This is a genomic window from Pseudomonas sp. TH39(2020), assembly GCF_016650715.1.
GTDB lineage: Bacteria > Pseudomonadota > Gammaproteobacteria > Pseudomonadales > Pseudomonadaceae > Aquipseudomonas > Aquipseudomonas mandelii_C.
This window is the reverse complement of record NZ_JAEKFF010000007.1, coordinates 1,524,496-1,538,121: the sequence shown is the minus strand read 5'-3', so window position 1 is coordinate 1,538,121 and position 13,626 is coordinate 1,524,496. Positions and strand designations below refer to the sequence as shown.

At 60.1% G+C, this 13,626-nt stretch carries 13 protein-coding genes, 1 tRNA gene and 1 pseudogene; 4 read left to right on the top strand and 11 right to left on the bottom strand.

Annotated elements, in window-relative coordinates:
* Window positions 1-20: 20 nt before the first annotated feature.
* Window positions 21-323, top strand: a pseudogene (locus JFU47_RS27440) (DNA methyltransferase); the annotation flags it as partial.
* A gap of 32 nt (window positions 324-355) precedes the next feature.
* Here JFU47_RS27440 and JFU47_RS27435 read toward each other — a convergent pair.
* Window positions 356-610: a hypothetical protein gene (locus JFU47_RS27435; RefSeq protein ID WP_140679614.1), complete on the bottom strand. Its 255-nt coding sequence runs from the start codon at window positions 608-610 to the stop codon at window positions 356-358.
* 267 nt (window positions 611-877) lie between these two features.
* Between JFU47_RS27435 and JFU47_RS27430 the strand changes: the two genes are divergently transcribed.
* A complete protein-coding gene (locus JFU47_RS27430) occupies window positions 878-1,330 on the top strand; it encodes a hypothetical protein (RefSeq protein ID WP_242485164.1) in 453 nt (150 codons plus the stop codon).
* A 111-nt stretch (window positions 1,331-1,441) separates the two neighbouring features.
* Window positions 1,442-2,206: a phage integrase Arm DNA-binding domain-containing protein gene (locus tag JFU47_RS27425; protein ID WP_242485163.1), complete on the top strand. Its 765-nt coding sequence runs from the start codon at window positions 1,442-1,444 to the stop codon at window positions 2,204-2,206.
* 192 nt (window positions 2,207-2,398) lie between these two features.
* On the opposite strand, the gene JFU47_RS27420 is transcribed toward JFU47_RS27425, so the two are convergent.
* Window positions 2,399-2,475, bottom strand: a tRNA-Val gene (locus JFU47_RS27420).
* A gap of 183 nt (window positions 2,476-2,658) precedes the next feature.
* Between JFU47_RS27420 and JFU47_RS27415 the strand changes: the two genes are divergently transcribed.
* On the top strand, window positions 2,659-3,942 hold the full coding sequence (locus JFU47_RS27415; RefSeq protein ID WP_140893578.1) for an NAD(P)/FAD-dependent oxidoreductase: 1,284 nt from the start codon (window positions 2,659-2,661) through the stop codon (window positions 3,940-3,942).
* A 59-nt stretch (window positions 3,943-4,001) separates the two neighbouring features.
* Here JFU47_RS27415 and JFU47_RS27410 read toward each other — a convergent pair whose 3' ends face one another.
* From JFU47_RS27410 to JFU47_RS27370, 9 genes are read right to left on the bottom strand one after another with little or no spacing between them, the layout of a single operon-like run.
* Window positions 4,002-4,634, bottom strand: coding sequence for an RraA family protein (locus tag JFU47_RS27410; RefSeq protein WP_201187354.1), 633 nt, complete (start codon window positions 4,632-4,634; stop codon window positions 4,002-4,004).
* Window positions 4,625-5,407 carry an IucA/IucC family C-terminal-domain containing protein gene (locus JFU47_RS27405; RefSeq protein ID WP_201187019.1) on the bottom strand — a complete coding sequence of 261 codons (783 nt, stop codon included), beginning with the start codon at window positions 5,405-5,407 and terminating at the stop codon, window positions 4,625-4,627. Before JFU47_RS27405 ends, JFU47_RS27410 begins: the two co-directional genes overlap by 10 nt.
* Window positions 5,404-6,195, bottom strand: coding sequence for an ABC transporter ATP-binding protein (locus tag JFU47_RS27400; protein ID WP_046054203.1), 792 nt, complete (start codon window positions 6,193-6,195; stop codon window positions 5,404-5,406). The genes JFU47_RS27405 and JFU47_RS27400 overlap by 4 nt, the downstream gene beginning before the upstream one ends.
* Before the next feature lie 12 nt (window positions 6,196-6,207).
* Window positions 6,208-7,239 carry a FecCD family ABC transporter permease gene (locus JFU47_RS27395; RefSeq protein ID WP_201187017.1) on the bottom strand — a complete coding sequence of 344 codons (1,032 nt, stop codon included), beginning with the start codon at window positions 7,237-7,239 and terminating at the stop codon, window positions 6,208-6,210.
* The gene (locus JFU47_RS27390) at window positions 7,232-8,221 is read right to left on the bottom strand and encodes a FecCD family ABC transporter permease (RefSeq protein WP_201187015.1); all 990 of its coding nucleotides are present in this window, start codon (window positions 8,219-8,221) and stop codon (window positions 7,232-7,234) included. The genes JFU47_RS27395 and JFU47_RS27390 overlap by 8 nt, the downstream gene beginning before the upstream one ends.
* Complete coding sequence (locus JFU47_RS27385; RefSeq protein WP_201187013.1) at window positions 8,218-9,138, bottom strand: ABC transporter substrate-binding protein; 921 nt, start codon at window positions 9,136-9,138, stop codon at window positions 8,218-8,220. Before JFU47_RS27385 ends, JFU47_RS27390 begins: the two co-directional genes overlap by 4 nt.
* On the bottom strand, window positions 9,131-10,978 hold the full coding sequence (locus JFU47_RS27380; protein WP_201187011.1) for an IucA/IucC family protein: 1,848 nt from the start codon (window positions 10,976-10,978) through the stop codon (window positions 9,131-9,133). The genes JFU47_RS27385 and JFU47_RS27380 overlap by 8 nt, the downstream gene beginning before the upstream one ends.
* 4 nt (window positions 10,979-10,982) lie before the next feature.
* Window positions 10,983-11,756 (bottom strand): HpcH/HpaI aldolase family protein, encoded by a 774-nt coding sequence (locus JFU47_RS27375; protein ID WP_201187009.1) that lies wholly within the window; start codon window positions 11,754-11,756, stop codon window positions 10,983-10,985.
* Window positions 11,750-13,621, bottom strand: a complete 1,872-nt coding sequence (locus JFU47_RS27370) for an IucA/IucC family protein (RefSeq protein WP_201187007.1) — start codon at window positions 13,619-13,621, stop codon at window positions 11,750-11,752. The genes JFU47_RS27375 and JFU47_RS27370 overlap by 7 nt, the downstream gene beginning before the upstream one ends.
* Between the last annotated feature and the right edge of the window lie 5 nt (window positions 13,622-13,626).

The following is a 13,626-nucleotide window of genomic DNA, read 5'->3' as shown; positions in this document are numbered from 1 at the left end:
TTGCGGTGATGCCGAGTGAGCGGAACAAGCGCAGCGTTTTGACCGTGGCAACCCACAGCTTCAAAGGTGCCCACTTCGCCACCTTCCCGCCCGACCTGATCCGTCCATGTGTTTTGGCCGGGGCTCCGCGGGGCGGTATTGTGCTGGACCCTTTCGGCGGTGCCGGTACCACGGCGGTGGTCGCCATGCAGGAAGGCCGAAAGTCAGTCCTCTGCGAACTAAACCCGCACTATGCCGCCATGGCTGAACGCCGAATTGCAGCGGCCTGGCTCGACGGCGCGGCACAGATGGACGTTTTTCACGACTCTGCGCCAGCCGCCTGACCCACCCTAACCTATTGCGCTGAGTACTGTTTTCAAGCCGAAAGATCAGGCCCAAGAGTCAAATCGATGTCTAGCCTCGCCAATGCTTTACCGCGGGCTAACGCCTCATTGAAGCTGTTGTACTTGGCATTTTCACGGATTGCTTCAACCTGCCTTTCTTCGATCTCAACAGCGATTCTAAGTCCTGTTGGCACAGAATCACTGTCGCTATCCCATTCGAAATCAATCTTCGCTTTAACGCCTCGATGCTCATAGACAACTGGGTACGGCCTATCCACTAACACCATTTCGATCTCCTTGATCCGGCTCCATGCCGGGCCGAACACAAATACCCCACTTCAACGAATCACGCCAGCCCGCGAGGCAGGCGTCTGCCTGGAGACAACCTATGCAAGCAGTCATCTATGCGGGCCTGCGTAACGGAGCCCGAGATCAACAAATCCACGATGCACTCATCTACAAGCACGTTGCAGAAGTTGCGGAGGAATTCAAACTCTCGCCGAACACCGTCCGAGCGGCCGCTAAACGAATTGAAAAGGTTGGAGCGGTCGACCGTGACGAAGTTGGTCATCACCGGCGCGGCGCGACTCGACGCGATCACCGTGTTCCTCGAGGACTTCGGCCGCCGCGACTGCCCGACCGAATCCAATCCGAACTACCAGACCGCCCAGGGCAAGATCACCATCAACTGCTGGGACAACAGCTGGAATGCCTACTGGGGCGGCATGGGGCCGCGCACCGTCGCGGAGTTCGTCGCCGATTGCGGTTGGGACTACGTTCTGAACTGCTTGGATCGCGGGATGAGTTCCACCGTATTCAGCGGTGACGCGCTCCCTACCCTAGCCAAGAAGTGCATCGTCCAGCGCCGGCGGCAACAGACCGGGCGCCACGACTGGGAGCTGGGCGAGCTGAGCAAGGGTGCCACGCCTCATGGAGGCAGGCGAGTATCGGAAGCTGCGCTACGCCGGCGGCAAGCTGAGTCTGCAGCAGTTGAAAAAATGGATTGAGGAAGGCGAAGTGATCGGAGAGGTAAAAGGCGGGATGTATTTCGTGGATCTACAGGCAGCCGTGATTGGATCGAACGATCCGTTGCTCGCCAAGATGATGGAGGTGCGCTGATGGCTCCCCCGCGCGCCAGGACAGTAAAGAACCGGGACCGGCCAGCGAACCTGTACCCGAACGGGAAGTACTGGCAGTACAAGAACCCGATCACCGGCAAGAAGACCAGCATCAACAAGCCGATGGTCGAGGCCATCAAACTGGCCAACGCCGCCAACGCCAAGCTGCTTCCGTTGCTGGCTGACGATGGTTCGTTGCTGGCCATGCTCACCGGTGACGCCGCACCGAAGTTCAGCGGTTGTCTGGAGCGTTTCGAAAAGGAATGGCTGACCACCAAGACCTACGCCGCGAGCACCCTGAAGGAAATCAAATTCAAGTTGGCCCGGTACCGCGAGGACCTTGGCGACCTGATGATGGGGCAACTGGATGTGCTGACAATCGCCGAGTATCTGGATGGTTTCGAGAACAACGCCTACACCAAGCATCGAGGGCTGCTGGTCCAAGTGTTCGCGTTCACGGTGGCCAAGGGCCTGTGCGATCGCAACTCCGCCGAACTGACCCTGGTCAAGAAAGAGGCCGAGAAGAAGCGCCAGCGGCACACCGTCGAAGGTCTGAACAAGATATTGGAATACGTGGGGACACCAATCTGGCTCAGGCGAGCAATACGTTTGGGTCTGCTGAGTCTTCAGCGGCGGGAAGATATCGTGATGTGCCGAAATCGGCCGTGGACCTCGAGCAGAACACCATCAAGGTGTCACCCGGGAAGACGCAGAACTACGGAAAGCCCGTGCACTTGGAGATTGTCATGGGTCATGCCGACGTGAAGATGACTGAGCATTACCAGGCTGGTCACGGCGATGACGCTGTGGTTTACATGAAGGTGAAAGCCGATTTAACGCTTTGATGGTGGTTCGTTTTTCCAAATCGTTTCCAACGTTTTTCCAAACAGCCCCCAACAAAAAAGGGCCCACCTTTCGGTGAGCCCTTCTAGACCGCCCAGCAGAGCGGATTTTGTTTGGTAGGCGCGATTGGACTCGAACCAACGACCCCCACCATGTCAAGGTGGTGCTCTAACCAACTGAGCTACGTGCCTGCTGTGAGGCGGCATTCTACGGAATTCCGGAGGGGTGTCAACACCTTTTTTCGAGCTAACTCTATGAATATGCAAAATATTTAATTTTGCGGCTGCAAAGAAGATTTTGCGGTGGCTGGCGGTCGATTTTTATCTCGGGTAGGATCGATGCACTCGTAAAATATATTAAACAGAGGCTGCAGGATGGCGAACACCCCCTACCCGGAATCCTATTACGCCGCATCGGCCAATGCGGTTCCGCCGCGCCCGGCCTTGCAGGATGACGTAGAGACTGATGTCTGTGTGATCGGTGCCGGTTACACCGGTCTGTCCTCTGCCCTGTTTCTGCTGGAAAACGGTTTCCGGGTCACGGTGCTTGAAGCGGCGAAGGTAGGTTTTGGTGCGTCGGGCCGGAACGGTGGCCAGATCGTTAACAGTTATAGTCGCGACATCGATGTGATCGAGCGCAGTGTCGGCCCCAAGCAGGCTCAATTGCTGGGGCAGATGGCGTTCGAAGGTGGGCGGATCATTCGTGAGCGGGTTGCCAAATATAATATCCAGTGCGACTTGAAGGACGGTGGTGTATTCGCCGCCATTACCGCCAAGCAGATGGGCCATCTGGAATCCCAGAAGCGTCTGTGGGAGCGGTTCGGTCACACGCAGCTTGAATTGATGGATCAGCGTCGTATCCGTGAAGTGGTTGCTTGCGATCAATACATCGGCGGCATGCTCGACATGAGCGGTGGGCACATTCATCCGCTGAACCTGGTGTTGGGCGAAGCGGCAGCGGTCGAGTCGTTGGGCGGCACCATTTACGAGCAATCGCCGGCAGTGCGCATCGAGCGCGGCGCGAATCCCGTGGTGCATACGCCTCAGGGCAAGGTCAGGGCCAAGTTCATCATCGTTGCGGGTAACGCGTATCTCGGCAATCTGGTGCCGGAACTGGCCGCCAAATCGATGCCCTGCGGGACTCAGGTGATCACCACGGAACCCTTGGGCGAAGCATTGGCCAAGAGCCTGTTGCCGCAGGATTACTGCGTCGAGGACTGCAACTACCTGCTCGACTACTACCGTTTGACCGGCGACAAGCGCCTGGTTTTCGGCGGTGGCGTGGTGTATGGCGCGCGGGATCCGGCGAACATCGAGGCGATTATTCGGCCGAAGATGCTCAAAGCATTCCCGCAGCTCAAGGACGTGAAGATCGATTACGCCTGGACCGGAAATTTCCTGCTGACCTTGTCGCGTCTTCCTCAGGTCGGACGCCTGGGCGACAACATCTACTATTCCCAGGGTTGCAGCGGCCATGGCGTGACCTATACGCACCTGGCGGGCAAGGTGTTGGCCGAAGCGTTGCGTGGCCAGGCTGAGCGTTTCGACGCGTTCGCCGACCTGCCCCACTACCCGTTCCCCGGCGGACAACTGCTGCGTACACCATTCGCTGCGTTGGGCGCCTGGTATTACGGACTGCGAGACAAACTCGGCTTCTGACCGATAGACGAAAAAAGGGGCAACTGCACAGTTGCCCCTTTTCATTGCCGCTCGGGAAGTCAGCTCTTTCGCTGATTGAGCCTCTGCAAGAATTCGGCCCTGCGCTGTTGGTCCATTTCCTCTTTGGCCAAGAGCTCGGGAAGCAGCTCGGCCGCACGCTGGGCATCGAGGATGTAGACGCCGTCATCATCACCAATGGCCAGGTCCCCCGGCTGCACTTGAACCCCGCCCACATTGATCGACCGATTGACTTCCCCTCGGGCGCCAATGCCGCGAGTCGTGTACGCACTGACGTCCCGGCAAAAGATCGGCAACCCATGGCGACGCAATGCACTGACATCCGTGACCGCACCCGACACCACCACGCCGGCCAACCCCTTGATCAACCCGGCCAGGGTACGCAGTTCGCCCCAGCAGCCACACTCCTCGTCACCCACACATTCGATCACCAGCACGTCGCCCGGCTCACTCAGCAACAGCGCTTCACGCAAAATGCTGCCATCCGGCGGGAAGACTTTGACGGTGACGACAGTGCCGACCATGCGGATGTCGTTGAACAGCGGCTTGATCCCCCGCAGGAAACCCCGATCGGAAAAATGGCCGATGGTTGACGAAGGGATCGACCGGTAGGTGTTGAGCAACGCCGGGGTGACGAGCTGCTGGCGAGGGTTGATCTGATAACTCATCGGCATTTCCCCGGACGCAGCAGTGGGCAGGTCGAACAATATTCAGCGGGCTCAGTCGCCAGGTAATAGAAGCAGCAGGTTCGTCGAAAACGAATGCTGCGCTGCCCCTCGTCGACCATCGTCGGCGGTCGGCGGAAATGGCTCAACGGGTTGTAATCGAGGCCGAACAGCGCAGGTTCTGCCTGGGTCAGCAACCACCTGAAGTCCGCTTCATAGCGCTCGCGTACCGACGGCTCGTCGATTTTTGCCATGCGCTTTTCATACAACGAATACACGCGTACGGCGGAGTTTTCCCACAAGATGCGCCGTGAAACACCACTCACACGGTTGAAGGTTTGCCACAGCGGCTTCAACAGCCCGGCAAACAGTGACTGCACCAGGGTTTCCCGCCAGGCCTCGCGCTCACCTGCGCCGTACGTCAGCGGCAGGGAATGAGCCAGCGGCATCGAAGACGTCCACAGCCCGTCATCATGGCCGTACTCGATCACCGTGTTGTCCAGGGACAGCAGCAAGCCTTTGTCGTACACCGACATGGCGTACAAACAGGCTCCGGTGGCCAGAAACGACAGGCGCTTGCCCAGCAGCGAGGCGGTGATCGCCCGCGACGGCGAGCCAATGACCGGGCTCAATGCGTCCAGCAAACGCTCGCACACATCTTCCTGCAACAGGTCACGCGCCATCAGCGAGCGTAATGGATCACGCTCGGCGCTGTCCTTCAACCGCAACCCAGCGCCCAGCACGTTCCACTCTTGCGCGGTGAAGTGGTGAGCCAGAGTCATTGCGGCAATTCCCGACCAAACGGGATGCACATCGGCGTACCAAAGAACGGGTCAGGAATAATCCTGCAGTTGAGGTCGAACACGGTTTTGACCAGCGCCTGAGTCAAGACGTCCTCAGGCCGGCCCTGGGCAAATGCCGTACGCTCATGCACCGCGACCATATGGTCCGCATAACGACAGGCCAGGTTGAGATCGTGAAGCACCATGATGATGGTTTTGTTCTCGAGCCGGTTGAGGTCGCGCAGCAGGTCCAGCACTTCAATCTGGTGAGCTAGGTCGAGGAAGGTCGTCGGCTCGTCCAGCAGCACGATGCCGGTGTCCTGGGCCAGGGTCATGGCGATCCACGCACGCTGGCGCTGCCCACCGGACAAGGCATCCACCGGCCGATCCGCCAGCGCCTGCAGACTGGTCTGCGTGAGCGCGCGATTGACCATGGCTTCATCCTCGGCCGACCACTGCTGCATCCAGCTTTGATAAGGGTATCGGCCCAGGGCCACGAGCTGGCGAACGGTAATGCCCTCGGGCGCCGTCGGTGTCTGCGGCAGGATGGCCAACTCACGCGCCACCGCCGCCGTGGATTTTTGCTGGATATCCACACCGTTGAGAATCACCGAGCCTTGCTGCGGCTTCAGCAGACGAGCGAAGGATTTGAGCAAGGTACTTTTGCCGCAGCCATTACTGCCAATCAGCACCGAGATCTTGCCCTTGGGCAGTTGCATGTCCAGCGCGTCAATAATCACCTGGCGCTGATAACTCAGGGTCAGGCCGCGACTTGCAATCGACGTCATACGTTGAATTCCTTAATGACGCTGTTTAATCAATAAATAGAGAAAAAAGGGTGTGCCCAGCACCGCGACAAAGATCCCGGCCGGTAGATCCAGGGGCAAAAACAGCGTGCGCCCGACCAGGTCCGCCAGCATCACCAGATTTGCGCCAATCAGGGCTGCCATCACGGCCTGCCCGGCGAAACCTGGGGCCACCAGGCGTTTGGCAATATGCGGCGCAATCAGCCCGACAAACGCGATCGCCCCACCCCAGGCAATAGCCGCACCGGCCAACGCCACACTCACCAGCAACAAACCGGCCCGCAGCCATTGCACGCGCACGCCGATGCCCTGGGCCAGGTTGTCATCCAACTGTTGCACCATCACCTGACGGGCCAACAGCACCAGCAGCGGACAGATGCCCAACAGCCAACCAGCCAGCGCCAACGGTTCGGGCCAACTGGCGCCGTACACGCTGCCGGTCAGCCAAACGTAGGCAGACAGGGTGGTGGTCAGCGGACTGAACACCAGAATGAAGGTGGTCGCGGCCGTCAACATCGCCGAGACGCCCACACCGATCAGCACCAGCCGCAGCGGTGAGGCCCCCTGCTTCCAGGCCAGCAGATAAATGGCCAGTGTCGCCAGACCCGCACCGAGCATCGCGGCCAGGGGCAGAAACTGTTGGCCCAACGTCGCGGACAAGAACGACAGGTAAAGCACAGCAGCGGCGCTGGCACCGCTGGTGATGCCCAGCAGGTCCGGCGATGCCAGCGGGTTGCGAATGATGCTTTGCAGGATCAGCCCGGACACCGACAAAGCAGCCCCCACCAGCGCCGCCAGCACAATGCGTGGAAAACGCAGTTGCTCGACGATCAACGTCAGGCTGGCGTCCTGGCTGGAAAACAGGATTCGCATCACCTCGAGGGGCGAAAGGATGACTTTCCCCAGCGACAACGAGCCGAGCATCACCAGCACCGTCAGCACCAGCGCCGCCGCCAACCGCCACCACGTGGAGAGGTTGACCCGCCGGGAATACCCGCCTCGGCGCCAGGTCACCACCCTATCCATAACGACCTCCACGCCGGGCCAACATGATGAAAAACGGTGCGCCGAACAGCGCCGTCATCACCCCCACCGGCACCTCCTGAGGCAGGATCAATACCCGCGACAGCGTATCGGCCAACAGCAGCAGAATGGCGCCGAGCAGCGCGCAACCGGGCAGCAACCAGCGATGGTCGATGGACAACCCCTTGCGCACCATGTGCGGTACCAGAAGACCTATGAAACCAATGCTGCCGGCCAATGCCACCGCGCTACCCGCGAGACAGATCACCAGCACGCTCATCAACAGCCGGATCAAGCCGGTTCGCTGCCCCAGCCCGGTGGCAATCTCTTCCCCGGCGTTCAGCACGTTGACCTGCCCGGCCAGCAGCAGCGCCCCCGACACCCCGAGCACACCGCACAGCAACAACGGCGCAGCGGTCGACAGGCTGCGTTCGGTCAGTGAACCGGCCATCCAGAACAGCACCGTGTCCAGTCCATCCTGATTCACCACCAGCAACGCCTGGCTGAACGCGGAGAACAACGCGGCGATCGCCGCGCCCGCCAGCACGATGCGCAGCGGACTGAGACTGCCTTGCCCCATGTTGCCGATCAGCCACACCAGGCAACCCGCCACAGCAGCGCCAATGAACGCCGACCATAGCCAGGCATCCGGGGATGACAGCGAGAAGATCGAGGAAAACAGGATGATAAAAAAAGTCGCTCCGGCATTGATCCCGAACAATCCGGGTGACGCCAACGGATTGCGCGTCAGTGCCTGCATCAGGGCTCCCGCGACCGCCAGGCTGGCGCCTACGGAAATCGCCATCAGGGTGCGCGACAGACGCGTGGTGGTCACCAGCACATGACTGATGCTCAACGGGTCGGGATCGACAAACGCCGCGGCAATCTGTGGCAGTGGAATCCAGGTGGCACCGACCGCCAGGCTCAACACGCAGCACAGCAGCAACACGACACCCGCGCTGCACAGCTTTACTCCCGGGCTCATGAGATCACCTGCGCGGCGGCCACACGGGCAACATCGTCGAGCATCAGGTTCGCTCCCAACATCCCGCCCGACAGACTCCATGCGACGCCATCGACCTGCCACACCTGCCCTTGCTGCGGGGCACGCATCTGCTTCCACAGCGGGTGTTGCACCAGGCTCTCGTAGTTGCGCTGCACCGCCGCGTTCTGCGCGCGCAGGAACACAAAAAAGATGTCGGCATTCACCACCGCAAGGCTCTCCTTGCTGGTGAGTTTGATCGATACCCCGCTCGCCTCCCGGCTGCTGTCACTCCAGTTGAATCCCAGCTCGGTGAGCACCGACCCCGGGAAACTCGCTGGCAGGTAACTGCGGATATGGTCTTCGCGGATGTCCAGAATCGACACCGTGGGTGGCCAGCGTCCGGCAAATGTCTGCCGCAGTTGCTCGCACAGTTGTGCCACGCGCTGCTGCCATCGGTTCAGAATCTCGTCGGCCCTCTGTTGCTGGTGTAATGCAGCGCCCATCAGCGCCAGGGTCTTTTTGAACTCAAACACTTCCTCCAGCATCAGCACCGGGGCGATCTGCTTGAGTAACGGTGCAATACGTTCGTGGCGAAAGCGCGAGGCAACGATCAAATCCGGTTTCAGCAGTGCAATGTCTTCAAGGCTGGGCTGGGTTTCCAACCCGACATGGGGTACAGCGCCCAGAGCTGCGCGCAAATAACGATAGGTCGGTTTTTCGCTCCAGGAATCAACCACGCCACACGGGGTCACGCCCAACACCACGGCGCAGTCGGTGGCGCCCTGGAACAGGGTGATCACCCGCAACGGCGCGGCGCCAGCCTCGGCCCATGCCGGCGCAGAAATCCTGAGGGCGAGCGCCCCCAGGGACAGGCGCAACAGCGTGCGCCTGGAGGGATCTCGTCGCAACTCAGGCATCACGATCGAGCCTGTGAAACGGGTTGACCACCTGCCCTTTGCCAAACGGCATGCTGCCAGGGCCGCCCGCGCGTTCGATCATCGGGGTGAGCAGCAATTTCTGCGGCCAATGTGGCGCTTCGAACAACTGGTGCTTGATCATGATCCGCGCCTCGGGGTCAAACTCGAGGGTGTCGATCAACTCGTTGAGCACTTCGCCCATCGCCGTCCACAACCCGGTCGCCGGCAATGCATAGACCTCAGCCAGCGTATCGATGATGGCGCGGAGGTTGACCTGAATGCCCAGGGTCTGCAACCAGAACAGCAGGTCTTCAGGGCGATCGTGGTACAGCGTGTTGGCGTGCCCCTTCTTCAACCGGTAAGCCGGATCAGCCAGACCGTTGCGTTCCAGCCACGGCACGAAGATGCGCAACGAGTCGTGATCGCGCAACAGCAGGCCCTGGGCGTAACCGGCCTTCCACACCAGCACCGCGTTCTGCCCGTGAATTTCCCCCAGCATGCCGATGCGGAACATCCGCAGGTTGATATCGAAGAAGCTGTGGCACAGTTCGCGGAACAGCGTCATCACCGACGCGGCGTTGGCCGGCAGTTGACGGTAGCCCATCCAGTCATCGAAGAAGTGCTGATTGCTGCCCGGCAGCGGTGTGCCCAATGCAGCCATGGGCACCAGTCGAGTGTCCGAATCTTCCAGCAGCGCCGACGGATAGCCGCGAACCATGGCCGACAGGTGACGCGGCGCTTCGTCGAACAGCGTTGCGTCTGGCGGCATGAATGCCCACCACTTGGTTTCGTCGCACAGGTGCAGGGACCGTTGCAGTGTTTCATCCTTGCTCAGTGCTTGACGCAGCAGCGCCTCGCTCAAGCCGCCATTGATCATTTTTACTGCGGGCAAATAACGCGACGCGCCCAGTGAATAGATCGCCATCGGCAACTTGAGGTAATCGGCGCTGTTGAAGCACGGGGTCATCGAGCGCAACGACGAGGTGGCGAAAAAATCACCGTCGGTGAAGTCCAGTCGATGGCAATCCCCCTTGGTGAAAGCGTCGCCGAGTTGTGCCTCCAGCACGTGTTCGAACTGCCACGGGTGCACCGGCAGCGCGATGTGGCTCTGGGCAATGCCCCGCTGCTGCAGCTCTTGTTGCAAGTTGGCCTGCAACAGCGGCGGCAACAGGTAGTGGGCGGGATAACTCTGTGCCAGGTCCGTTACGCCGTCGCCGCATTGCAGCAACGTGCGATCGACCGCAACCCAATTGAGCGCCACCGGACGAGCAAACTCCGCCTGATACTGCTGATATTCCGCGTCGTCCAAACCCTGCTTGGCTTTGGCCAGCGGATGGTAGGGACGATCTCGCAGCGAAGCCCACTGTTCCATCGTCAGGAAAAAGTCCGCGTTGCTCTTTTCCAGCAAGCGTTCGCTGTCAACCCGATGGGCCAGGGACAACTCGGTTTGCCGAACGCTGGTGCGCAGCACATCCAGAAACAGGGCGAAGCCTTTTTCATTGTCCGGGTAGCGATCGGTCATGCCTGCCAACACCTGGGTCGTAAATGCCTCGGGTGATAGCGCGGTCAGCTGCTCATTCTGTCGCGCCCAAACCGGCGTGCCCGGGACTTTTTCCCATTGCTGGGTAATGCCGGGACGCAGGGCAATGACGATGCAACCTTGGGGATCGCTGGGCCATTCCCAGATCCGTTGTTCGGCGCTCAACCCGGTAAACGGCTGATCGGCCGATGACGAGGGCGCCACCAGATTCAGCGGCTCGGCACCGAAAAAATGTTCGGCCAGCAAACAATCGACCAAATCCTGCATCACCCTGTCGGCGGCCATTGTGGTGAAGTTCATCCGATTATTTTCCTTCTGCTGAAGTGGCGGCCAGTTTGGCCTGGAGGGCACGAAAAGCGATGCCACGCTCGTCACCCAAAACAAAGCTTTTTACGCCGCGAGCCAACCACCGTTCGTGGTCGCCCGGCTGACGTGGAATCGCGCAATACGGCACGCCCGCGGCACTCGCCGCTTGCCAACTGGAGAGCAGCGCTTGCTGCACCTCGGGTCGGTCGATCTGCCAGGGCATGCCCATCGATTGCGACAAGTCGGCGGCCCCTTCGAGGATCATGTCGAGGCCGGGCACGGCGGCAATCTCTGCCGCCCGCCGCACACCTTCGGCACTCTCGATCATCGCCACGACCATGATTTGCTCGTTGGCCAGCGCGAGGTACTCCGCCAGGCTGTGTTTGCCAAAGGCACCGGGGCGCCCGGCATTCAGGCTACGGGTGCCCTGCGGGTGGTATTTGCAGGCTCGAATGCTTTCGGCCAAGGGCTCGGGGCCTTCGATCATCGGCAGCACAATGCCCTGGGCGCCGCCATCGAGCAGGCGCAGCAGGGTTTTCGGGTTGAGGTCCGCCACCCGCACCAGCGGGGTCAGCGCGTAACTCTCAGCGGTGCGAATCATGTTCTCCACGGTCTCGGGATTGATCAGCACGTGTTCCATATCGATGATCACAAAATCAAAACCCGCCTCGGCAATCAGTTCGATGGCCGCAGGCGACGGAATCGAGCTGATCAGGCCGTAGACCGGCTCACCTGTTCCGAGCTTCTGCTTGAGCAGATTGGTCCTCAGCATGATTGCGGCCGGAACGCGTGCAGCGGATTAGGCACCGATTTGAAACGACGTTCGCCGTCGCCCAGCAGGCGGCGCTTGGTCAGCTCTTCCACTTCATAGAAAGGCGCGAAGACATCAAACGCTGCGTAACGCGGACGGTGTTGCGGATGTTCAGCCTGGTAGGCGGTGATCACCTCGGCGGTCATTTTCCAGAACAGAGCCTCTTCGAGCTGATAGTGCTGATGCAGGAAGATCGCCATCTCGGCCAGGGCGATGAAAAAGAACGAATCACAGGAAAAATCCCGGACCGCATCCAGGTTGTCGGTGAGGATGAACGAATTGCGATTGAGCTTGGCGTGGCTGGCGGGCAACGGCACCAGGGTCGGGCACAGCTCGGGGCGCCCCAAGTGCTGCGGTGAATAGCGCACACCGTCATGAAAGTCTTTCAGGGCAATACGTTGCGGCCAGCCCTGCTTCACGATCAAGACGATGTTCTGCCCATGGGATTCCATGCCGATGCCTTCGGCGTACAGCATGTGAATGATCGGCGAAACCGCGACCTGCAACAGCTGGCGCGTCCAGGCGTGCAGGCCGTATTGAGCGATCCAGGCATCGATAAACGGGGTCTGCTCACCGCTGCCGTAGCGATTGTCCACGGAACTCAGACCATTGAAAGGCACCGCCTGCTCGTCGTCTTGCAGGTACTGGTGAATGCTCTCGCGCCACAGGGTGCCCATCGTGCCGTAGGCCTGGGACATCCGCGTGGCGGGCAGGTGATCGTAGTCAAAGCTGACGCCAACCACTTCGCCGAGAATCACAAAGCCAAGGTCGCGGGCGGTGCTGTCGCTGCCGATCAACTGCTGCAACCAGTCGGTGATGATCGGGCCGTTCATCACCGTATGCCGGGCCAGAATTCGCGTGCTGGAGGTGTTGGTCATGCTCAGCGCGAGCTTGACGTACGGCCGCTTTTTTTCAGTGACATTGGCCAGGGTGCGGATCGACTGCTGCGCCTGATAACGGTCATCGGTAGTGCCCAGATAGATCACCTCACCGCTGACCAGTTCTGGGTAGAACACGGGAACAATGACGTTTTCCCACTGCCACGGGTGCACCGGCATCAGCCAGTAATCGCCCATCGCCTTGCCTTGGTCGGTAAGGCTCTCAACCAGTTGCTGCCAGCGCTGAAGTCCGAATTCCTTCTGGATAAACCCGTTGTAATCCAGGTGCTGCGAGATATTCATCGCCCCGCAGGACTTGGCCACGGCCAGCCAGACAATCGCGATGGGCGCGGCAAATTCCGGTCCGTAACGGGCGTTGCCCTTGAGCGAGAAACCGATGCGCGATTTGTAGCAAGGGTGATAGCTGTGGGCGTCCATGAAGTGCTGTTCCAGCGCATCGACATCCAGTTGATGGGTTGGCTTGGTCGCTTGGTAACCCTGGCTGCGCGATTGCAGATCCTTGAGCAGGGTCTGCTCCAGTTCATGAGTGAAGCGTGGCAGGTGCGGGCTGTCCTGAAGTTCGCTCAACAGCTCTGCCAATGCTTGATGAAGGTGCGGCCGGTGGCGTGCGCCCAACGCGTCAACGCGTTCGAGACTGGCATAGTCGAGGCGGATCAACTCGAAGCTTTCGCTGAGCAATCCGCTGCACTGGTACTCCACCGGTTGTTGCTGCGCATCGACGCCGCTGACGACAAAACGGTATTGGCCGCCATCGATGGGCGAATGGCGATACGGCAGGACGTTTTCATACAACAGCGTTTGCAGCAGTTGGCCCACCACGCGCTGCTCCACTTGCTGATAGTGGCGGGGATCGGCCGTCGCCAGCCAGACGCCTGGCGCAGAATCCGCAGCCTGAGGTGTTGCCTGTGAAGAAGTCGCCATAGTCATAACCT

Excerpts from the sequence above, each read along its gene's own strand:
- JFU47_RS27435 (WP_140679614.1), bottom strand. The coding sequence starts at position 610 with ATGGTGTTAGTGGATAGGCCGTACCCAGTTGTCTATGAGCATCGAGGC.
- JFU47_RS27425 (WP_242485163.1), top strand. The coding sequence starts at position 1,442 with ATGGCTCCCCCGCGCGCCAGGACAGTAAAGAACCGGGACCGGCCAGCG.
- JFU47_RS27415 (WP_140893578.1), top strand. The coding sequence starts at position 2,659 with ATGGCGAACACCCCCTACCCGGAATCCTATTACGCCGCATCGGCCAAT.
- JFU47_RS27410 (WP_201187354.1), bottom strand. The coding sequence starts at position 4,634 with ATGCCGATGAGTTATCAGATCAACCCTCGCCAGCAGCTCGTCACCCCG.
- JFU47_RS27405 (WP_201187019.1), bottom strand. The coding sequence starts at position 5,407 with ATGACTCTGGCTCACCACTTCACCGCGCAAGAGTGGAACGTGCTGGGC.
- JFU47_RS27400 (WP_046054203.1), bottom strand. The coding sequence starts at position 6,195 with ATGACGTCGATTGCAAGTCGCGGCCTGACCCTGAGTTATCAGCGCCAG.
- JFU47_RS27395 (WP_201187017.1), bottom strand. The coding sequence starts at position 7,239 with ATGGATAGGGTGGTGACCTGGCGCCGAGGCGGGTATTCCCGGCGGGTC.
- JFU47_RS27390 (WP_201187015.1), bottom strand. The coding sequence starts at position 8,221 with ATGAGCCCGGGAGTAAAGCTGTGCAGCGCGGGTGTCGTGTTGCTGCTG.
- JFU47_RS27385 (WP_201187013.1), bottom strand. The coding sequence starts at position 9,138 with ATGCCTGAGTTGCGACGAGATCCCTCCAGGCGCACGCTGTTGCGCCTG.
- JFU47_RS27380 (WP_201187011.1), bottom strand. The coding sequence starts at position 10,978 with ATGAACTTCACCACAATGGCCGCCGACAGGGTGATGCAGGATTTGGTC.
- JFU47_RS27375 (WP_201187009.1), bottom strand. The coding sequence starts at position 11,756 with ATGCTGAGGACCAATCTGCTCAAGCAGAAGCTCGGAACAGGTGAGCCG.
- JFU47_RS27370 (WP_201187007.1), bottom strand. The coding sequence starts at position 13,621 with ATGACTATGGCGACTTCTTCACAGGCAACACCTCAGGCTGCGGATTCT.